This window comes from Streptomyces achromogenes (genome assembly GCF_030816715.1).
Lineage (GTDB): Bacteria > Actinomycetota > Actinomycetes > Streptomycetales > Streptomycetaceae > Streptomyces > Streptomyces achromogenes_A.
In genome coordinates this window covers 988,230-1,008,583 of the sequence record NZ_JAUSYH010000001.1, presented here as the reverse complement: position 1 = coordinate 1,008,583, position 20,354 = coordinate 988,230, and the positions used below count along the sequence as shown (strand labels likewise).

Below are 20,354 nucleotides of genomic sequence, written 5' to 3'. Positions count from 1 at the left end.
CAATCGCCCTGCTGGGCTCATGGCGGTGCCGCAAGCACGCAGGAATGACCCCTGTGCCTGTGGCTCGCGGCCGTACCCTCGCCGTACGCTGCACACGAGGCGCGGCCGCAAGCCACACATGCCTCGTCAGCCCTCGGTGTGCCCGCCGTCGCTGTTGATGACGACTCCCGTGACGATCCGTGCGGCAACCGGGTCGGCCAGGTAGACAAAGGCACCGGCGTGGTCCTCGGGAGTCGGCTTCACCCGGAGAGCGGTGCCGGCTCTGATGCGCTCGTCGCGGCCAACCCTGGCGTCGACGGTGGACTCGCCCTGCCCGAGAGCGTCCAGGCCGGAGAACCTGGTGCCCGTGGTACCTCCCGGTGCGACCCCGTTCACCCGCACATGTGGGGCAAGATCCACTGAGAGGTGCTGTACCACGCCGCGCAGAGCCCACTTGGAGCTCCCGTAGAGAACACCTCCTCCGGCAGGGCGGAAGGCCGATTCCGAGAGCGTGAGGGTCACGGAACCGCCGGTGTCGCGCAACGCCGGCCACGCCGTGGCGACCGCGACCAGAGTGCTGAGGACATTGAGCCGCCACGTCTCCTCGGCGGCACCGACGAGCTTGTCCACGGGCAGCTCACGGAGCGAGGCGTAATGATCGAACACACCGACGCAGCAAGTGAGCTGATGGAGTCCTCCGCCGGCCAGGACCGCCTCTTCCACTGCTTTCGCGAGGGTGTCGGCACGGGTCGCGTCTCCTTCGACCACGTGCAGGGGCGAGCCCTTGCCCTCGTGGCGCAGTGCGGCAGCGTGCTCGGCGGACCGCTCGATCGCGGTGACCGTCGCGCCCTCGTGCAGGTAAGCCAAGGTGGCAGCCCTGCCGATGCCGGAACCGGCACCGGCGACGAGCATGCTCAGCCCGGCGAGGCGCCCGCTCACGGTGCCGGCCTCCTCTCCAGCAGCTCCGAGATCAGCTCCGGCTCTTGGAAGGTGAGGCAGTCGAGGGCCACCGCGTCCAGAAGGATCCTGCTGCCCCGGCGAGGCGACCAGATGTCCAGCCGCATGCCGTTGCGCGTCTCGACCTTGCGGATCACGACGTCGGCGAACTCGTTCGCGATGACGATCGGCCCCTCGGCCGACTGCTCCGGATACTGCGAGACGTCACCGACCGGCGGACGCTCGATGGTGGGTTGCTTGCTGATCTCGTCCACGTCGTGCCTCGCTAGATCAGGATGGACAGGTTGTGCGCGTTGATCAGCGCCTGGTCGAAGGCCGCCCATCTGCGCGCCAGTCGCCATCCGTCCTCCGTGCGACGGACGACGTCCTTGCGGGACAGCGAGTAGAGACTCGGTGTCGGACTGGTGCCGCGGCTGCGGTAGATGAGGCAGTTGGAGCGAACCTCGTACTCGTCCGGGTTGTCGCCCGGGTCGGCCAGAACGTTGGTGACGAAGTGCCGCGTCTGGGAGGGCGGTTGCTCCGCCCACGCGAAGTCGGTCTCCAACCGCTGGATCCGCACCTCGAGGGTCTGCCGGTCGTCGTCGAAGATCCGCGACGTCGGCGAGAGATCCCAGACTGCTAGGCCTTCCCGGATCACTCGCAGTGGCGCTTCGTAGCGGATGTCGTCGGTCAGCATCGCCAGCCAGTCCCGGAAGCGGCGTTCGTCGAGCGCCAGCGCCTCACGGAACATGAACTCCTGGATCTCGGAGGCGGTGTCGCGGTCGACGGGTTGCTCGCCCATCACACCTCCCCTGCCAGGTAGTCCGCCCAACGGCTCCACAGGTTCCGGAAGTTGGTGTCGTTGACGTAGGGGACGACCGCGTGGCCCGGGCCCGGGAACTCCGGGTCCGGCGCGCTGTCCATGCCCATGATGTAGGGGAAGTCGACATCGCGGACCATCGTCATCCCTGCTGCCTGGGTGACCTTCGTCCAGTTCTCGAAGTCGTCCTGTTCGAAGGTGCCCGCCTGGCCGAACGCCAAGGTGTAGGCGCGGTAAGCCTCCTTCTTGTACTCCTGAGAGGCGTTCTTGGGCACCAGGCACCAGGAGTACATCTCCATCCGGCCCGGGCCGACGGGGTGGTAGAGCCTCATGGTGACGAATCGGACCCCGATCTCGCCGGGTTCCAGGCTGAACGGCTGCATCAGGAAGGAGAGGTTGGGGAAGACCGACCCGACGGCCGTCCGGGTGCGGGAGAACACCTCCACCTGCTCCGGGCTGAGCGACTGCTTCATCTCCGCCACCAGGTCGTCGGGGAAGCCCCCGAAAGGCGGGAAGTTCGGACCGTGTCCCAGACCGATGCCGTGGCCCTTTCCGGGAATGCTGACGGCCCAGCCCTGGCTGTGCGTCGAGCCCGAGGAAGGGAAGTAGCCGAGGTGGAATCCCCATTGGTGGGCCACCGGGGTGTGGTAGCCGTCGCCGGCGAAGTTCTCGGTACAGATCTTCCAGTCGGTGTCGGCTATCCAGTGGTCCGGCGGCCCGTGGACCTCGACCCCACCGAGCCCGTGCTTGAGGTAGAGGTCCAGGTAGAACTGGAACCCTCCCAGGTATTCGTCCAGGGGCGGCGCCTCCGGGTCCAGGCAGCCGAAGACAAGCCCCTCGTAGGAGTCCACCCTGACCCCGACCAGACCCCAGTCCTTGCGCTTGAGCCGGCCTTCGTAGCCCTCCTTCATGTAGGGCACGCCCACCAGTTCGCCGGAGTTCTTGTAGGTCCAGCCGTGGTACGAGCACCGGAAGTGGGAGGCGTTGCCCATCTCCGCCTTGCACATCACGTTGCCGCGGTGCCGGCACATGTTCAGGTTGGCGTGGATCTCGCCGTGTTCGTCCCTGGCGACGATGAGGTTGTTGTTCCCGATGTACCGGGTCACATAGTCCCCGGGATGGGGGATCTCGCTTTCGTGTGCGAGGAAGCACCACGTCTTCGAGAACAGCCGTTCCTGCTCCAGGTCGTAAACGGCCTGGTCGTTGAAGGCGCGGACCGGGAACCGGCCGCTGTCGATACCCTCGCGGGTCTCCTCGACCCACGCGGCGAGGGACTGGGATTCCGGTTTCGTGTTCATCCCGTCACACCTGGCTCAGAGCCTGCTTCGGGGTGCGCTTGCCGAACCGCTGCTCGATCTCGGTCCGGATCTGCAGGTAGCGCTTCACATGCTCGTCGGTCGTGGTCACGTGCTCCTGCGGGACGAGGTCCTCGGTGTACGGCGGGCGGCACTTGCCGACGTTGAGGTAACCGGCGCCGTTCACCCGGATCTTCTCCAGCGGGATGTTGTACTTGGCGAACTCCATGAAGTCCTGGCCCACCAGGAAGGGTTCGTGGGCCCATCGCAGCCGCTCGGTGAGCCAGCGGGCGTCCTCCATCCGCCCCTGCTGGAGCGCGTCACGCAGTTCCAGGACCGGGCCGGGACCCATCGCGGTCGTGGACGACCAGGCCATGCCGACGAGCTCCTCGCCGTACATCTCCCAGGCCGGGTACCAGTCGGTCTCGATGGACATCAGAGGGAAACTCGTCCCGGTGTGCGCCATGTCGTTGTGGTAGCGGAAGCCGACCGACGCACCGCCTGCGTACTTGACCGCCACCACCTGCGGCAGCTCCACGAGCGTCTTGTACACCCGCCGGGGGATGATGCCGCGGAAGGCCGCGGTGTTGTCGTAGACGACGATCGCCAGCTCGGGTACGGCGGTGGCGACGTCGCGGTAGAAGCGCTCCATCACCGGGGCGACCATCTCTCCCCACATCGGCCGGCCGAGCAGCGTGCCGGTGATTCCGAGATCGGCCAGGTACTTCATCCGGGAGACGGTGTCACGGGTGTTGAGCGTGGTAGCGCCGATGAAGACCGGGAAGTCCTCGTCGACGCTCCGGACGGTCTCCGCGACACAGGCCGCGTACGCCTTCCACTCCTCCAGGGTGAGGGTGGCCATCTCGCCGAGGGTGCCGTTGAGCGCGATCGCGTCGACGCCGTCGTTGATCAGGTTGCGGATCATGCGCTCGGTCTCGTCCAGGTCGACCGTGTCGACCGCGTCGACGCGCTCGGCGCCGGGCAGGGCCGGGGTCGGGGGGTAGGCCATCACACCGCGCATGTCGCGACCGGTGATCTTGGGAAGCTTGCTCACGGTAACTCCTTCTAAAATTCTTGAATTCCTGGAGACAGTGCGTTTTCTTGTGGGGCCTGTGCGGTGGTCACAACCGGGCTGCGGCGACCGCGGTGCCGGTGAGCCAGACGGGTACCGGCGCGTAGGCGAGCACGTCGAAGCCGACCCCGGCCGCGCCGGCGGCGACGAGCCAGGTACGGATCTCGTGGGCGCCGTTGCCGGCCCGGTCGATCTCCTCGCCGGTGTAGTCCGTCAGGCGCTCCGGATCGCCCGACTCCAGCCGGGACATGAAGTCGCGGTCGAACTCCTCGTTGATGTGGCCGGACTCGGGCAGTCCGACCCAGTGCGACAGGCCACCGGTGGCGAGGACCACCACCCTCTTGACCTCGGTCTGGTTCTCGACGGCACCGCGGATCATGCGCCCGAAGTCGTAGCAGCGCTTCGGCGTGGGCCACGGAGGGTTCACTCCGTTGACGATCACGGGGACCAGCGGATATTTGGAGCCGGGGTCGAGATGCTTCAGCGGGACGCAGAAGTTCTCGTCGAACTCCAGCCCCCCTTCGACCAGGGCGGGATCGAACTCCGCCCCGAGCGCGAAGGAGTACAGGTGGCTGCCCAGGGCGGCTGCGCCCGGGTAGGAGTGCTGCTCGACGTTCACGAAACGGGCCATCTCCGGGGTCGAGGGCCCGAGGTAGGAATCCCCGGTGGCGATCGCGAAGGCGGGCAGGTTGCCGAGGTGGAAGTTGGTGAAGTGCTCGACCGACACCGCGATCACGGCGTCCGGTTCGAGTTCCTCGATGCGATGACGTACCTCGGTGAACGCCTGCTCCACCGCTGCGCGGGCGTCCGACGCGGCGCGCTCCGGCCACCCGGTGATGCCGGGCGCGTGAGACGCCGCGAAGGCGCCGACGATCCGGCCGTACGTGCTCATCAGGACTTCTCCCCTCGGATCTGCGCCTGGTAAGCGGCGCGGTCGACCTCCAGCTGGATCGCGCAGAAGAACATCAGGTACGGGTTGACCCCGTGCTCGTACATCGACTTGAAGTCGAGGTCCTTCATCCAGGTGCGGAACTCCCCGGTGATGCCGTAGGCGTCGAGAACCTCGTCGGGGCTCGATCGGTAACGGGCCGCCACATCGGGATGCCGGCGGATGTCCCACAGGAGTCGGTGGATTGAGTACATGGCGTTCTCCGTGCCTCAGCCGAGCCGCTGGACGAACCAGTCGGCGAGGCGCGCGGTCGCGACGGAGAAGTAGTCGTAGCTGCAGTGCAGCGATCCGGCGCCGTCGTAGATGTCGGCGGTCACGTCGTCCGTGGTGAGGGCGTCGATGAAGCGCCGGGCACCCGCGATGTCCATGATGATGTCGTCGGTGCCGTGCATCACGTAGACCGGGATGCTGAGCTTCTCGGCCACGCCGTCCAGCGTGAAAGCGGCCAGCTTGCGGCGCGCCTCGGCGTCGTCCTTGGACCCGGTCAGCCACTGCAGCTGCTGCTGCAGGGGCGGGTAGAACGCGTAGAAGTCGGTGAGGATGCTCCACGTGCCGCACCAGGCCGCGACCGCCTTCACCCGCGGCTCGAAGGCAGCCGCCCGGGGAGCGTAGTAGCCGCCGAAGCTCACGCCGGCGAGTCCGATGCGGTCGGCGTCGACGTCGGGGCGCTGCTCCAGGAAGTCCAGGACGGCCGCGACGGGGACTTCGTAGTCGGGACGGCTGTAGAGCTGCTTGAAGCGCAGGGAGCTGCCGCGGCCGGGAGTGTCCACCAAGACGACGTTGATGCCGCGGGCCGGGAACTCGGAGCCGCCCAGGAAGTGGAGTTCCTCGGCCCAGGAGTCCGCGCCACCGAGGAAGAGGACCGTGGGCCGGGGCGTGTCCGAGGTGTCGGGCCGGACGAAGTAGCCGTCCATCGTCGTGCCCTCGAAGGGGACCTGGATGCGCTCGATCAGTCCGTCGGTGAGCTCGGCTGCCTTCTGGAAGTTCGCCGTCCCCTTCCTGTACGCCTGCTCTCGGCGCGGGTCGGAGGACGCAAGGAAGAACTCCGAGTGCCGGTAGTAACTGCACGACCGCTGCAGGGACCGTTGCGCGGTGGTGATGTCACCGCGTTCCAGAGCCGCCTCGCCGGCAGCCGCGACCTCTTCGGCGGTACGGCTCCATTCCCGCTGCCAGACCTCGCCGTCGGTCGTCGTGCGGCCGATGCGGGCGGCGGTGCGCGCGCATTCGAAGAGGTCGGCTCCGCCTACGGCTACCTGCGCGAGCAGACGCATCGTCTGCAGTGACCAGTCCTCGTCCTGCGGGAACAGTTCGATGATCGACAGGGCGTCACGGTTCTGGGTTATGGCTGTGCTGGTCATCTGTGTCCTTGGGTAGTGAGGCGTGGTGCCGGGGCGGGTCAGGAGGAGACCAGGCCGGCCCCGGCCACCTCGGCAAAGGGTGTGCGGGCGGCCACCGCCTGGCGCAGCGTGGCGAGTTGGCGTGGAGCGTTGACGCACACGGCGCCGCTCAGGAGTCCTCGGCGGCCGTAGACCGCGACGAGGGTGGTGTCGTTCTCGGTGAGGATCTCGACGTCGTCCGCTGCCCCCGGCCGGCCGACGCAGCGCAGCTTCGCGTCGAACTGGTCGGTCCAGAAGAAGGGGACGGACTCGAAGGGGCGTCGCTCGCCGAGCAGGGTCGCGGCAGCGTGACGGCCCTGCTCGACGGCGTTGGTCCAGTGCTCGACGCGCATCGACTCGTCGAATGTCCGGTTGTGCCATCGGGCCACGTCCCCGGCGGCCACGACGTCGGGGACACTGGTCGCGAGGTCCGGTTCGCAGAGGATTCCGTCTCCGACCGACACCTCGGATCCGTCCAGCCAGGACGTGGCGGGTGCGGCTCCGACGGCGACGAGAAGGGCGTCGGCTGCGAGGGTCTCGCCGTCGGCCAGCCGGACCAGGGTTCGGGGGCCCTGCTCCTCGATCTGTGCGACACCCGTGGCACACAGGATCCGGACCCCGTGTTCCTCGTGCCGACGCCGGAACCAGTCGCCCACCTCGGGGCCGAAGGCCCGGTGCATCGGCGACGCGGCGATGTCCACGACCGTCACGTCGAGCCCCAGTCCTCGCGCGGTGGCAGCTGCCTCCAACCCGATGAAACCCGCGCCGATCACGACGAGATGGCCGGAGTTCCGCAGGGCACGGAACAGCCGTTCGGCGTCATCGACGCCGCGGAGCTCGTGGGCACGGGTGATCCCGGCCGTCAGGGCGGATCTGCGCGAGGACGAGCCGGTCGCGATGACCAGGCCGTCGTACGCGATCGTCGTCCCGTCGTCCAGTACGACGACTCGACCGCGGGGGTCGAGGCCCGAGGCGGCATGTCCGAGGCGGAGGGTGACGCCTCGCTCCGTGTACCAGCCGGGGGGCCGCAACGCCAGTTGCTCATGGTCGATTCCGTCGGCCAGCGACTCCTTGGACAGCGGCGGTCTGGTGTACGGAAGGTGCGGCTCGGCGCCTACGAGGACGAGGTCGCCGGAGAAGCCGCGTTCCCTGATCTCCTCCAGCGCGTTGACGCCGGCCAGCGAACCGCCGACCACCACGATGCGCTTCACGGGTTCAGCTCCTCGACGCGTATGGCCTGGGCCGGGCAGCAGCGGGCGGACGCCTCGGCCTTGGCTCGCAGGGCGTCGCCGGGGTCGCTCAGGCGTAGGACCGCTCTGTTGTCGTCCTCGTCGAAGTCCCAGATCTCGGGGGCTTCGATGAGGCAGTTGGCGTACCCCTGGCACTTGGCCGGTTCGAAGATCACCTGGACGGACATGACACTCTTCCTGTTCACGCGGGGCACGTTCCGCTGATGGCCCCAGTCGGAGATTGCTCTAGTGACCGGTGGCGGCGAGGTGTGGCATGGCCGGCTCGACGTGCACGAGGCGCGCCGCCCTGGGGGTGTTGCGGCTGGTCAGGTTGCGCAGGACACCGGCGGTGATCACGGCGGTGATACCGGGGATGTCCCCGATGGCCAGCGCTCCGAGTGCGTCGTCGGCGGTCGATCCCCAGGGCGCGTCCATCACGACGATGTCCGCGGCCGCCCCGGCGGCGACGAAGCCGGCGGGCAGGCTCCAGGTGCGGGCGTTGTTCCCGGTGGCGGCAGCCCACACCTGGGCCGGGTCGATACCGGACAGGGAGGAGAGCTCCGCGACCGTCTTGATGACGCCCAGCGGCATCACTCCGGTGCCGGTCGGGGTGTCCGAGCCGATCACCACACGGTCGAAGCGGTCCTCCGCGTGGCATTTCTCGATGATCCGGACCGCGGACCGGAGATTTCCGGCCTGTACCAGCTGCAGGGCCATCCCGGTCTGCTCGATGATCGTGTCCACGCCCGTAGCCGGCAGCGACGTGGGGCCGCCGTTGATGTGTCCGCACACGTCGGGCGCGAGGTGGAGCAGGTGTTCCGGGGTGATCGGCTTGCTGCCGGGGATACTGGCACCGCCGGAGTGGCACATGACCGTGATGCCGTGCTTCTGCGCGGAGCGGACCTGGTCGTATCCGTCGGCCGGATCCTCGTAGAGCCCGAACCCGAACTTGGCGAGGCGGACACCGGCGGCCTGGAGGTCCGCGAAGTCCTGGTCGGTCAGGCACGGTTCCAGGACGACGGACCCTGCGTGCACGGTCATGCCCCCGGGGTTGAAGCCCGCGAAGCAGGACCTGGCGGCGATGGCCAGCGCCTTGACGCCTGCGGCGTCGTGCGGTCGTCCGGGGGCGTGGATCTCGCCGGGCGAAACCACGCTGGTGATGCCGCCGTGCACGTAACTGGCCAGGAAGTCGACGGTCTTCTGACGAGGTGTGTAGTCCCCCAGTACGACGTGGCAGTGCGAGTCGATCAGCCCTGGGGCGATTGTCGCGCCCTGGGCGTCGACGACGACCTCGCTGGCCTCCACCTGTGCGGCCAGTTCAGCCCTCCGGCCGACCGCTGTGATCGTGCCGTCGACGGCGATCACGGTGTCGGCGTCCGCGATGACGGGTTGCCGGTGGTCGCCGGACAGGATCGTGCCCGCGCCGGTGACGGCGATGCTGCTCACGACGTCGCCTCGGAAGTGTCCGTGGCGTTCGCCTCGGCGGCGGTCATTCCACCCACCCGGGCGTTGATCCGGCCCCGGTTGGCGACCGCCGCGATGATGACCAGTTCGTCGGGGTGGGGGGCGTCAGGGAGGTGCACGGTGATCGCGTCGTAGTGGCTGCGGACCCAGATCTCGTCCTTGAAGGCGAGGGGTACGTCGATGGTCGTGCCGGCGGCCCCCGTCTTGGTGACGGACGTGATCCACGCCTTGCCGCCGCCGATCGCGTCGCGCAGGGCGTTGCCGAAGGTGGAGGTGAGTGCGGCGTTGATGTGCTCCTGCTCGCCGTCGGTGCCGACGACGCCTGCCTTGCCGTAGCTCTGCGGTGCCTGGCCGAGCAGACGCACGGCCTCTTCACCGAGTCGGGTGCCGATCTCCTGGGACGCTTCTACGAGCTCGGAGAGATCGGCGACGTAACCGCGGCCGGCGAACGGGTTGGTGACGACGGCGCAGACCGCGATCTTCTTCAGCGGCCCCTGGTCGTCCGTCCGGCCGGCGGCGAGATGGGTTTCCTCTATCTGGGCGAAGGTCCTACGGACGATCAGACCACTCACGGCGCTTTCCTCCATTGCGGCTCTGCCTGCAGACGCTGCAGCGATGGCAAAGACACTAGGAAAGCTGCTGCCGCCACACAGTCCCCGTTCGGGTGTATTGGGCCTGGCAGCCACAGTCAGGGCCGCGGGCGGCAGAGATTCACGAGCACTCCGTGGGCTGCCCGTGGTCGGCCTGAAGACGAGACTTCCCGCCGCTGCGATGGCCACCCAGGGAGCCGGGCTCGTGTCACTGTGATCGGCGGCGGCTTCGTCGGGCTCGATGGTTGTTGCGGCGACGAGTTCGGAGTGCTCACGACGGTCGTTGAGGTGGCGCCGGTGCCGACGGTTCGGGTCCTCGGCGATGAGGTGGTCAAGTGGTTCCGGCGACTGCACGAGCAGCATGGTGAGGTGATGCTCTGCGCGGGCATGACACGGGCGTCGACCGTGCCAGTGAGGAGCAGGTCGTCTCGGTGCCCGGTCGGGAGTCGGTCCGTGCCGACCTTGTGGTCGGTGCCGTCGGTGCGGTGCCAGTCGTTGATTGGCTCTCCAGGCCGTCTCCGACGGCATCGTCTGCGACTTCGCCCGCGAACCACGCCCCCCCCCGTCGTCGCTGCCGGCGACGTGGCCGTGTGGTATGAACCGCTCTTCGCATGCGGGTCCGAACAGTGGACCAACGCGGCGGGAACAGGGACACCACGCCGCACTGACACTGCTGGGCGCAGAGGACGGCCTACGCCCCCGTCCCCTCTATCTGGTCCAACCAGTTCGACAGGAAGACGCGGTTCGTCGGCCGAGTCACCGCCGCCGACGAGATCGCATCCAGACCAGCACCGATCGCAGTCTCGTCGCTGTCTTTGCCCGCCACGGGCACCAGATCGGCGCCCTCCAGGTTCCCAGGACCTCCGAATTGCCCCGTGCGGGTGACACAGAACTGCCTGCTTCGTAGGGACCATCAGCAAATGCCAAACGAGACTCTCTCCACAAAAACCGAAGTCGTCGACGGAATCGCGTTGACGCACGTCGAACCGGATGGCGGAGCCAGCCACGCCAACCCGATCGTCTTCGTCCACGGTGGGTGCCACGGCGCGTGGTGCTTCGCCGAATGGCAGGGTTGGTTCGCCGCGCGCGGCTGGCGCAATCTCGCGTTGGACTGGCGCTCACACGGCTCCTCGGCACCCATGGAGCAGCAGCAGTGGCTCAAGCGTCCCATCACCGCAGTCGCCGAAGACATCGAAGTCGCCGTCGCGCGCCTGGCTGAGACGACCGACACTGCACCGATCGTCGTCGGACAGAGCATGGGTGGACTCGCCACCTTGGCCTACGCCGCGACCGCCGGTCGAAGCCTGGCTGCGATCGCGCTCATGGCACCGGTGCTGCCGGGGCGTTTCGCTCCAGAGCCGGTGGATCTCGCGATCGACATGGACCAGCCATGGGGGCCGCCGCCGCTGGAAGTCGCCCACGAACTGTTCTGGCCGCGCGTCAACCAGGAGGTCGCGAAGACGTACTACGCGCGGCTCCAACCGGAGTCGCCGACGGCCGCCTGGCAGGCTACACGCTGGACTGCTGAGGTCGACGTCGCTGCGGTCCGGGCGCCGGCACTCGTAGTCGCCGTCGGCGACGACGTTCTTGCGCCGGCCGACCACGTTCGTGCCCTCGGCCGCGCCCTCGGGGCGTACGAGATCTATCGCGAGGACGCCGGCCATTGTCTGTCGCTCGACCCGGTCTGGAAGGAAGTCGCCGAGCAGATCGAAGCCTGGCTTCTCGACGTCGTCACCGGACCGCAGCTGTAGCTCCCGCCCGTACAAGCGGTGGCCTGGATCGAGAGTGCGATCCTTCTGTGCCCGGTGGTTCGAGGTCCGGTGGGTAGCCCTTTGCACGGAGCCATGCGTCAAGGGCGAGAACGACGACGTCACCGTGAGAGATGTCGGTGTCGGCGTTGCACCGGCGGATCCGGCCTGGAACTGAAGAACTTCAGGGACGGTGTGGTTGAGCTGCCCTCGTCGGTGTGCCCGTTGCAGGTCTCCGGGTGCGGCGGAAGAGCGTCGTCGTTCGGCTGGAACCCGGCGTCGAGCCCGTCGGCGATTTCACGCAGCGGCGGGCGTAGGGGGAGTGATCAGGCACGAGAGCCGCTCCGGTCGGCCAGGCGGATAGCCACCCGTCCCATTGGGCCACTGGAACGGTCGGCGCGAGGGGCTGCCGTACCCCGGCGTGGGGCGGCAGCCCCTCGCGCACTGCTGTCAGGCGCAGAGCCCGCAGGCGGTGAGCCATCCGTCCAGCGAGACTGAGACGATGTCGCCGATGGACGGGTGAGCACGTCGCGGAGCCGGTTGAGCATGCGGGCCCGGTCGGCGGTCAGATTGGTGCGGTGGGCGGTCAGCAGAGCGAGGTCGGCTGCCAGTTGGGCGGGGACTTTGATGAAGGTGAAGTCCCGCCGCAGCCGGGCCGTGTCTGCGATCACTTAGGCATCCCGCGCGTCGGTCTTGGCTTCACCGCGGTAGGACCCGGACATCCGGCTGACCGTCCGGCCGGGAACGTTGACGGCCTGTTGGCCGCGGGCGGCGAGTATGGCCAGCAACAGCGCGGACGCGGTACCGGCGATGTCAACGGCCCTGTGCACAAGGTCGGCGAGGGCGAGGATCTCGCCGAGGGCGGTCAGGATCGCGTTCTCGTCGTCGGCAACCCTCTTGCTCCAGACCGTTGCCCCGGTTTCGTCGACCGCGGCAAGCCAGCGATGGATTTTTACCGGCGTCGATCCCGACCCAGAGGCCGGTCAGCTGCTCGGCCATGTACGTCTCCTCGGTTCAGGCAGCATGCCGTTCGGCCCGAGGAACACGCCGCCAGCTCCGTAAAAACAGCGATCAATGCGCAGATCTCAATCAGCGGCCAGGCGTCCCGAAGCGGGGCGGCCACTCCGCCGGAGCCACCGGGGGGCAAGCGACCTTAGAGCCACACCCCACTCTTCCGGACCGCCAAACAACTTACGGAGCGACTTTGCCGGAGCATCGACGCCGGTGTCTTCCCGGCTTTCGACTGTGTCGGGCGGTTCCGTGACCAATGCGGACGGTGACCACATGGAAAACGAGTCGCCTGTGAGACGGGAGCCTGACTACTCTCTGTGAGACCTGCTGGCCTCCGGCCCCTCTCTCGTGCGGTGGAGCTCTCGTCTTGCTGTCCCGACCAGCACGGTTGGGTTCCGGTGCTGGTTCGGTGCTGACTTTCAGGCCGCTGATGAGGCAAAACCGCAGGGCCTAGCCCCGATCGAATGAGTTGTCGTACCACTCGATGGTGGTGCCGATGAGGGACGCGGCGACGATGCGCTTGAGACTGGCGGGGGGTGGGGGAGCGGTGGTTCCGGAGGCCATGTGCGCCACTTCCTCGTGTGCCGTGGGGACGGGTCTGTGTCGGAACACCGTAGGAACGCGCAGGCCAGGGGCACATGTGGTGGGACTACATAGTTCGCGGGCGGTGTGTGCGTGCCGCCCCTATGAATGTGTGTCGTGGGCCGTTTCGAGAGCTTGATCGGTGGCAGATCGGACAGTGTCCGGGTTGCGTGTTCGGGCACCATGCCGGGGCACCGCCCGCCCTGTTGTCCGAGCGGTGCCCCGCCACGCTCCGGTCAGACGCGGCGGCGGGTGAAGCGCTGGTTGGGGTTGCCGCTGTAGGTGTACTGGGCGATGCGGGCGCCGTCGGCGGTGGAGTACTCCCAGACATCCATGGCCAGGCCGGACTCCCGGTTGACGAGGCTGATCACGCCACCACCGTGATCGACCACCCGCCACTGCTGGCTGGTGGCGCCGGTGTCGGCCTGCTGGACGATGTCCGCGCCGGTCGCGGTGCCCGTGGGCTGGAGGAACAGGCCACTGTGCAGTGCCTTGACGCGGACGTGGCCGTTACCGGCGTCGACGAACTCGAACTGCTGGTTGGGGCGACTGTTGGTGGTCCGCTGGACGAGCAGTGCGCCGGCGGCGGTGGAGGCCCCGTTGATCTCGGCGGCCTTGCCGCTGTGCTGGGCCAGCAGGGTGTAGATGCCCGGGCCGCCGGGGGAGTCGCCCAGCTGGGCTTCCCACCTGGTGTTGGACCCTGACGCGTCAGCCGGGAGGCGGTCCCGTGCGGCGGTGTCGCCGTACATGGTCCAGCGGGCCCAGTCGACGACGGTCCTCGGGAAGCGCTGGTCGCTCCAGAAGCTGGTGTGGCTGCCGCCGACGAAGGTGAGGAACGCCTTGGGCCAGGTGATCTCCGCGTACGCCTGCCGGGCCGAGGAGTACTGCGTGGTCGAGTCCCGGTCGCCGTGGACGAACAGGACCTTGGCCGAGACCGTGCTGGACGGGTTGCCCATGTCGACGCAGGACTGCGGGTTGGCGGAGATGATCCGGCTGTCGGGCCAGGAGGTCAGCAGACCGTGGGTGACCATGCCGCCCAGGGAGTGGCCCGAGACGCCGACGCCGATGCCGGTGTCGATGTGCCCGGCCAGCGGTCCGCTCGCGTTGAGCGCGAGGGTGTTGGTGAGGATCTGCGAGACGTCCTTGGAGGTGTTGCCGTTGTTGACGTCGGTGAAGTTGTGGTTGAAGTGCGGGGCGGGGACGACGAAGCCCGCCGAGGCCAGGGCCCGGATGATGAACAGGGAGTTCTGCGGGCTGCTTCCGTAGCCGTGGGTGAAGTTGTAGACGGGGAAGACACCGCTTGCGACCGGGGCGTCCGTCACCGGGCTGCCGCCGGCGGCGCCGGTGGCCGGGTAGTAGACGTAGGTGGTGCACGGGCGGCTGCCGCGGGTCCAGTTGTACCGGCGTACGCCGACCGCGAACGGCGTGGTCGGCGCGGCGTCCAGTGGCCCGGCGACGGCCGGTGCCTGTCCTGCCCCGAGCAGGGACAGGCCCACGCCCGTCGCTCCGGCCGCGCTCATGCTGAGGAAGGTCCGTCGTCGCAGGGTCACGGTGACTCCTTGGGTGCGGGGATGGGTGGGGGGTTCGGTGTTCGGCTGGTCCCGTTGCCGGGTGCGTCCCGCCGGCGACAGAGCGGAGCACTGCTGGGAAGCGGTGATGATGTCGCCGGTGCCGTCGTGGCCGCGGCGGTGCGACGTCGGCGAAGCAGGCTATGAGGTGGTCACGTCGTGTTCGCCGTGTCGGGGCATGACGTCGATGACCGCCGTGACCGGTCCTGTGCCGGTCGTCCCGGTGACGGTCACCTCACCCGGCCTGTCGGTCGCGCCAGGTGGCAACGGCTGCCAGCGGACGGGGACACTGGTGATCTCGTTGTCGGCGGTGGTGAGCATGCGGATGGAGGAGGGCAGCTTCGGGGCGGCTCTCACCATGGTGCTGGTGTAGACGGTGTCCTGGAGGATGTGCTTGGCGCGGGCGGCGTTGAAGACGTTGATGGACGCGTGCGGCTCCCACGCGTTCGCCAGTCCGGGCACGGCCCGGAACATCGGCTGGTAGCCGGCCGGCTCCCACACCAATGCCCCTGAACCTCGGTTGTCGACCACGTCGTTGGCGGCCTGGAAGACCCTCCGGATCGCGTCCGCCTGCCCTTGAACGGTCCGCGGGTACGGTGAGTTGGGCAACGGCGAGCCGTCGCCGCCCGACGCGGGGTAGGCGGTTTCGGCGATGTCGATTTCGTAGCCGGGGTACGTGGTGGCCATGGTGTTCAGGTTGAGATCCAGCGCGTCGGGCGTACCGTGCCATTCCGGGTAGTACGAGATGGCCAGCACGTCGGGGTTCTGGCCCTTCGCCTTCACCCGGGTGAGGAACTGGTGCCAGAACTCCATGGTTTTGGCGAGCTTGTCCTTGTCGACGATCACGTGTATCTCGACCTTGGATGTCGGTGACGCGTCGCGGACGGCCTTGATCCCGGCCGCGGCCAGGGTGGTGAACCGGTCCCACGACTGGTCGTAGAGTTGTTGCTCCACCGGGTCGGTCGACCGCCAGTACTTCCACAACAGGCCACCGCCGGGCTGGGACTGGTAGACATCGGCCTGGTCGACGAAGTACGGCGGATCAGTCGTGCCGATGCGGGCCGCCTCGCTGCCGTACATGAAGCCATTGATGATCTCGTTGCCGACGGCCACCTTCTCCGGCGTGGTGCCCTGCCGGATCAGCCGCTTCAGACAGTCGGCGGTGAAGTCGTACACGGTCTGGGACAGGTCCGCGAACTTCAGCTCGGCCCAGGCGCGAGGTTTTGGCTGCTTGCTCGGGTCCGCCCACGAGTCCGCGTAGTGGAAGTCGATCCCCAGGCCCATGCCCCGCTGCTTGATCCACTTGGCTGAGACCAGTGAGCGCTCCGGGCCCTGGCGCGGTATCGGCGTCGGTTGACCGGTGCCCTCGCTGCGCGGCTCGTTGAATATCCGCAGCCGGCTGTACTCGATGCCACGGTCCTTGGCCACGTCGAGCAGGTGTGGCCCGGCCCCGCGGTTCTCGGCCAGGGGGTCGACCCAGTACTGCTGGTCCTGGACGTCGTCCATCCAGGACAGATCGGCGCCGAGGGTGAGGTCCTCGCGCAGGTAGTTGAAGACCTGGAGCTCGCTGACACCTGCCCGGGTCCGGCCCGGCCCACCGGTGAAGGTCAGCCGGACGAAGCGTGTTGCCGGCCGGGTGAACAGGTGCACCTCCCCTCGCGACACGGCTCGGTTGTGGGATCTGTCGGCGATGGTCTTCCACCGGCGACCGTCGGATGAGGCCTCGACGACGTACTGGTGGGCCACACCACGGTCCGGGAACAGCACCTTGACCTTGCGCAGGTTGTCGTAGGTTCCACCGAGGTCGACGGTGAGCCACTGACGGGCGCCGGCACGATCCGGGTGCCAGGACGTCGCCGGGTCGCCGTCGATGGCCAGACGGGCGTTCGACGAGCCGGTGGCAGCCGTCGCCGCGGCCCAGGGCTTGGCGGCGATATTGCTCTCGATCGGTTTGATGTCCGCGGTTCCGAAGGTCGCGTGGGCCGGCTCGGGCACCATGAGTAGATTCGCGGACACCATGGTGACCAACGTCGTCGTGACCGCGATGGCGCGGGGCAGACGCTTGCTGCTCATGTCCTTCTCCTGACGATGTGACGTACGTGCGGCAGGGGCTGTTCCGTACGCTCCGCCGGTCGAGAAGACCGGCGGAGCACGGGATGTCAGCCGGCCGCGGCACCGACATCGAGGCAGTCGACGTTGGGCAGTCCGGCTGCCGTGGTCGGATCCCACCGGATGGTGTTGCTGCCGGCGTTCAGCGAGACGGTCACGGTCTTGGTCGACCAGGTCGTCCACGCACCGGTGGACTCGAACGAAACCGTTCCCACCGTGGATCCGTTGACGACCAGGTTCGCCGGCCTCGCACCGCTGGTGGCGCCATGGGCGAACCGGACCCCCAGCGTCGCCGTACGGGCGGTCTCGGAGTTCACGGTGAACTCCGCGAAGGCCCCCACAGCGGGGTCGCCGTTGCAGAACCCGCTGCCGGAATAGCCGGCTTGATTGGAGTCGATCGTGCCCCGGCACTGCGCCGGAGCGGTCTCTGCCTCGTAACGCCCCGGTGGCTGTGGTGCGCCGGCCGAGGTCTTGACGAGTGAGAGCTGGTCGACGGTGACGCCGCCCGAACCCGACGCCCGCACAGTGACGGTGGCGGCCCCGCCGGGCAGCTCGATGCCGGTGAGCTCGCGCTTGGCCCAGCCGCTCGACGACGGGATGCCGAGGGTGCGTTGGCTGCTGTCGGCACCGGTGATCACGACCTGTCCGGCGCTACCCCGAGTGTGCAGTGACAGGGTGTAGGCGCCTGCGGGCACCGACTCGACCCGCTGCTCGACGCCGCCGCTGTTGCTCACCTGGAGGGCGAAGCGAGAGCCGTTCACACCACCGTTGACGTTGGTCACCGAACCGCCCAGGTTCCGCCACCCCCGTACGCTGGAGACGATGACGCGGTCGGCCTGGATGTCGGGGTTGAGGAGGTAGTTGTTCGCCGGCCCGACGCGCCACTCGCCGGTCGTGGCGTTGAACTGCCACTGGCTCACCGAGTGGAACTGTGGCCTCGCGCCGGTCCTGGTCACCGGCATCCACTGGTTGTACCCGATGCCGTTCCAGGCGAAGTCGGCCCAGCGGTCGCCGGCGAAGATCACCGTGTTCTGCTTGGTGCCCTTGACCGTCACGAAGAACCCGGTCTGGGTCACGTGGCTGTAGTCCATCTCGGTGCCGGCCAGCGTGTACTCGCTGGTGTAGGGGCCCTGGATGTTGCCGCTGGTCGACTCCAGGACGTGCGCGACCGAACTGTTCCAGCCGTGCAGGTCCGAGGCCGCGTGATAGTACTTGCCGTCGAGTTTGAACATGGCGTTGCCCTCGCGGCCGGAGGAGTTCTGGCCGATCTGCACGCCGGGCTCCGCCCGCAGCGAGTCGGACTCCCTGAGCTTGCTGACGAAGGCGCGAGAGCGTCCCTCGCGGTTGGAGAAGATCAGGTAGTCCTTGCCGTCGTCGTCGGTGAAGACGGTCTGGTCTCCGGTGCCGGTCGTGGGCGAGTTGGTGATCTGGGTCTGGAAGTAGCCGTAGTCGAAGGTGTCGGTGGGTGAGTCACCCTGGAGGAAGAGGACCCCGTGCCCGCCTCCGACGTAGGCCTGGGTGGCGAGCACGTACTTTCCGGTGTTCTCGTTGTACGAGACCCCGAGCCGCCCGACCCACCCCGCCTGACCGAGGGTGGCGCCGTTGTTGATCGCGGTCGAGCGCGTCGCGACGTTGTTCTCGAACTTCCAGTTCACCAGGTCCTTGGACGAGTACACGGGGATCGAGACGAAGCCGACGTTCCCGTCGTACTTCCTCGTCGGATTGGCCCGGTAGAGCTCGGCGCCGCTGTAGTGCACGCCGTACCAGTAGTAGGTGTCACCGAACTTGAAGACCCCGCCGCCCTGCGAATAGATGGGATTGCCGCTGGTGTCGCTCCAGAAGCTGTTGTTCGTGATGGTCTGGAACGTGCCCTCGTCGGCGGCCTTCAGATCGGCGGCGGTGGTCATCAGTGCCGTCTTCGCGCCGGCGACGTCCGACGTGGTGGCCGAAGGGTCGCCGGCGACCTTGGCCGCGTTGGTCAACGCCTTGGCGAAGGGCTTCCAGGAGTCAGCCGTGTACTTCGTCGGAGTGCGCGTCCGGTAGTCGGACACAAGGTACTCGAGGCCGCGCTCCACCACCGGTCCAGCGGCCGCCCCCTGGTCTCGGAGCTCCGTTGCCTGTCTCTGCGTCGCAGGTGTCTCCGCCGCGGCGGTGCTCGCCGAGAGCGGCGCCGCCAACGCCACGGACAACACGGTGGCGGCGACCGACTTCCAGTACTGCCAGACGCCACGCGATCTTTGCCTCAAGAGGTCACCTTCCGTCATTCTCAAAGGCACCGAGATCCGGCGCGCTTCCGCTGAAGGGCAGTCCCACGTCGGTGCCCTTGTCGATCAGGGCACTGTTCGCCGCGGGACGGAGGTGGGGCAGTACGGGCAGACTCCCGTCGGTCTGGCGGGGCGCGTCCCAGCCGGACGTCGACACACTGCGGAACTGGGAGTCGGTCGGGGGGACGCCGAGATTCCAGGAGTTGTACGCGGCGCTCGTGCCGCTCATGTTCGACGTCGCCGTTCCGGTGTAGGCGATGTTGTTGCGCAGGGTGCCCCGGCCGACGGCGGCGCCGCGTGAGTCGATGCCCAGCATGTTGAAGTTGGGGTGGTTTCCGTAGCCGGTGTTGTTGAAGAAGTCGTTGGCCACCGGGTGGTGGTTGGCGTAGAAACCGGCCGCCCTGTTGAGGAAAGCCACCGAGAAGCGGACGGTGTGCTTCGGCGCGTCCGCCTCGTAGTCGCCCCCGTAGCCGCCGGACTTGAAGCCGGCTCCGTTGCCGGAGGGCGTCGTCGTCCCCGGCACGTACCCGTTGCGCCAGGCCCACGAGTTCTCGATGATCACGGGTGAGTAGGTGGAGATGAGGTCGAACCCGTCATCGGCGTTCCACCACGATCGGCAACCCCGGAACACGTTCGCGGGGCGGCCGGCCGGCGTGTAGTGCGAACCGAACCCGTCGGCGTTCTCGCCGGGCCCGTCGTTGCTGCGCAGGTCGTAGTTGTCGTGCGCGTCCGAGTTGAGGACGAGGTTGCCGCTTCCGCCGCTGATGAACAGGCCGGTGCCCATGTGGTGGTGGGTGTTGATCTGCTCGAAGACGTCATTGCTGCCGGAGACCCAGATCCCCCAGGACTCGGCGTTGCGGTTGTTGTTCTGGGGAACGCCCTTGACTTCCAGTCCTTTGAGGTGGATCCAGCTTCCGGTGACGTCGAAACCCTTGATGCGGCAGTTGTCGGTCATCCGCGAGAAGTCGAAGACCGGTTTCTCGCCCGGCTGGGCCCAGTACCGGATCGGGTTGCCCGAGCTGCCGCTCTTGTTGAGGGTGATCGCGTCGACCTTGGCGGTCTGGCCCGAACAGGCGCCGTTCGCGCGGGTGTAGGCGTAGGTGCCGCCTCGGAAGTAGACCGTGTCGCCCGCCTTGGCGACGGCCTGTGCACGGGCGAACGATGCCCACGGCGCGGCCTGCGTGCCTGCCGCGCCGTCGTTCCCGTTCGGGGCGACGTAGTAGGTGCTTCCGGCCCCCGCGGCGCTCGCGGACGCCGAGCCGGGGGCCATGGCGACGGAACTCGCCGTGACCACCGAGAGCAGGAGGGCAGTGGTGCCGAACTTCGCGGTTCTCACAGCGTCATCTCCCGAGTCAGGTGATT

Annotated in this window: 17 protein-coding genes and 1 pseudogene; 1 reads left to right on the top strand and 17 read right to left on the bottom strand. The window is 68.0% G+C overall.

Translation table 11 applies throughout. The annotated features are described in order from the left end of the window. Nucleotides 1-126: 126 nt before the first annotated feature. From QF032_RS04445 to QF032_RS04390, 12 genes are all read right to left on the bottom strand, one after another. Nucleotides 127-918: an SDR family NAD(P)-dependent oxidoreductase gene (locus tag QF032_RS04445; protein ID WP_307054980.1), complete on the bottom strand. Its 792-nt coding sequence runs from the start codon at nucleotides 916-918 to the stop codon at nucleotides 127-129. Next, complete coding sequence (locus QF032_RS04440; RefSeq protein ID WP_234311807.1) at nucleotides 915-1,190, bottom strand: dihydrodiol dehydrogenase; 276 nt, start codon at nucleotides 1,188-1,190, stop codon at nucleotides 915-917. Before QF032_RS04440 ends, QF032_RS04445 begins: the two co-directional genes overlap by 4 nt. An 11-nt stretch (nucleotides 1,191-1,201) precedes the next feature. Beyond that, the gene (locus tag QF032_RS04435) at nucleotides 1,202-1,717 is read right to left on the bottom strand and encodes a 3-phenylpropionate/cinnamic acid dioxygenase subunit beta (protein ID WP_307040183.1); all 516 of its coding nucleotides are present in this window, start codon (nucleotides 1,715-1,717) and stop codon (nucleotides 1,202-1,204) included. Then, complete coding sequence (locus tag QF032_RS04430; protein ID WP_307054979.1) at nucleotides 1,717-3,033, bottom strand: aromatic ring-hydroxylating oxygenase subunit alpha; 1,317 nt, start codon at nucleotides 3,031-3,033, stop codon at nucleotides 1,717-1,719. Before QF032_RS04430 ends, QF032_RS04435 begins: the two co-directional genes overlap by 1 nt. A 4-nt stretch (nucleotides 3,034-3,037) precedes the next feature. Continuing rightward, complete coding sequence (locus QF032_RS04425; protein ID WP_078947647.1) at nucleotides 3,038-4,084, bottom strand: dihydrodipicolinate synthase family protein; 1,047 nt, start codon at nucleotides 4,082-4,084, stop codon at nucleotides 3,038-3,040. Between the two features lie 67 nt (nucleotides 4,085-4,151). Continuing rightward, nucleotides 4,152-4,994 (bottom strand): hypothetical protein, encoded by an 843-nt coding sequence (locus QF032_RS04420; RefSeq protein ID WP_307040177.1) that lies wholly within the window; start codon nucleotides 4,992-4,994, stop codon nucleotides 4,152-4,154. Beyond that, on the bottom strand, nucleotides 4,994-5,245 hold the full coding sequence (locus tag QF032_RS04415) for a hypothetical protein (protein WP_307040175.1): 252 nt from the start codon (nucleotides 5,243-5,245) through the stop codon (nucleotides 4,994-4,996). The genes QF032_RS04420 and QF032_RS04415 overlap by 1 nt, the downstream gene beginning before the upstream one ends. Nucleotides 5,246-5,260: 15 nt before the next feature. Further along, a complete protein-coding gene (locus QF032_RS04410; protein ID WP_307054977.1) occupies nucleotides 5,261-6,409 on the bottom strand; it encodes an alpha/beta hydrolase family protein in 1,149 nt (382 codons plus the stop codon). Between the two features lie 38 nt (nucleotides 6,410-6,447). Beyond that, a complete protein-coding gene (locus tag QF032_RS04405) occupies nucleotides 6,448-7,638 on the bottom strand; it encodes an NAD(P)/FAD-dependent oxidoreductase (protein WP_307054975.1) in 1,191 nt (396 codons plus the stop codon). Continuing rightward, nucleotides 7,635-7,862 (bottom strand): ferredoxin, encoded by a 228-nt coding sequence (locus QF032_RS04400; RefSeq protein ID WP_234311808.1) that lies wholly within the window; start codon nucleotides 7,860-7,862, stop codon nucleotides 7,635-7,637. Before QF032_RS04400 ends, QF032_RS04405 begins: the two co-directional genes overlap by 4 nt. Nucleotides 7,863-7,902: 40 nt before the next feature. Next, nucleotides 7,903-9,102: an amidohydrolase family protein gene (locus tag QF032_RS04395; protein WP_307054972.1), complete on the bottom strand. Its 1,200-nt coding sequence runs from the start codon at nucleotides 9,100-9,102 to the stop codon at nucleotides 7,903-7,905. Beyond that, on the bottom strand, nucleotides 9,099-9,692 hold the full coding sequence (locus QF032_RS04390) for an amino acid synthesis family protein (protein ID WP_307040163.1): 594 nt from the start codon (nucleotides 9,690-9,692) through the stop codon (nucleotides 9,099-9,101). Before QF032_RS04390 ends, QF032_RS04395 begins: the two co-directional genes overlap by 4 nt. Before the next feature lie 938 nt (nucleotides 9,693-10,630). Here QF032_RS04390 and QF032_RS04385 point away from each other — a divergent pair. Continuing rightward, on the top strand, nucleotides 10,631-11,461 hold the full coding sequence (locus QF032_RS04385; RefSeq protein ID WP_307040161.1) for an alpha/beta hydrolase: 831 nt from the start codon (nucleotides 10,631-10,633) through the stop codon (nucleotides 11,459-11,461). A 515-nt stretch (nucleotides 11,462-11,976) separates the two neighbouring features. On the opposite strand, the pseudogene QF032_RS04380 reads toward QF032_RS04385, so the two are convergent. The 5 genes and pseudogenes from QF032_RS04380 to QF032_RS04355 all read right to left on the bottom strand — a co-directional run. Next, a pseudogene (locus QF032_RS04380) lies at nucleotides 11,977-12,457 on the bottom strand (IS110 family transposase); the annotation flags it as partial. An 830-nt stretch (nucleotides 12,458-13,287) separates the two neighbouring features. Beyond that, complete coding sequence (locus QF032_RS04375) at nucleotides 13,288-14,601, bottom strand: RICIN domain-containing protein (RefSeq protein WP_307040159.1); 1,314 nt, start codon at nucleotides 14,599-14,601, stop codon at nucleotides 13,288-13,290. Between the two features lie 159 nt (nucleotides 14,602-14,760). Next, nucleotides 14,761-16,692, bottom strand: a complete 1,932-nt coding sequence (locus QF032_RS04370) for a glycosyl hydrolase 53 family protein (RefSeq protein ID WP_307054970.1) — start codon at nucleotides 16,690-16,692, stop codon at nucleotides 14,761-14,763. Nucleotides 16,693-16,778: 86 nt separating this feature from the next. Then, nucleotides 16,779-18,992 carry a family 43 glycosylhydrolase gene (locus QF032_RS40560; protein ID WP_373430292.1) on the bottom strand — a complete coding sequence of 738 codons (2,214 nt, stop codon included), beginning with the start codon at nucleotides 18,990-18,992 and terminating at the stop codon, nucleotides 16,779-16,781. After that, nucleotides 18,979-20,328 carry a right-handed parallel beta-helix repeat-containing protein gene (locus QF032_RS04355; protein WP_307040155.1) on the bottom strand — a complete coding sequence of 450 codons (1,350 nt, stop codon included), beginning with the start codon at nucleotides 20,326-20,328 and terminating at the stop codon, nucleotides 18,979-18,981. The genes QF032_RS40560 and QF032_RS04355 overlap by 14 nt, the downstream gene beginning before the upstream one ends. Between the last annotated feature and the right edge of the window lie 26 nt (nucleotides 20,329-20,354).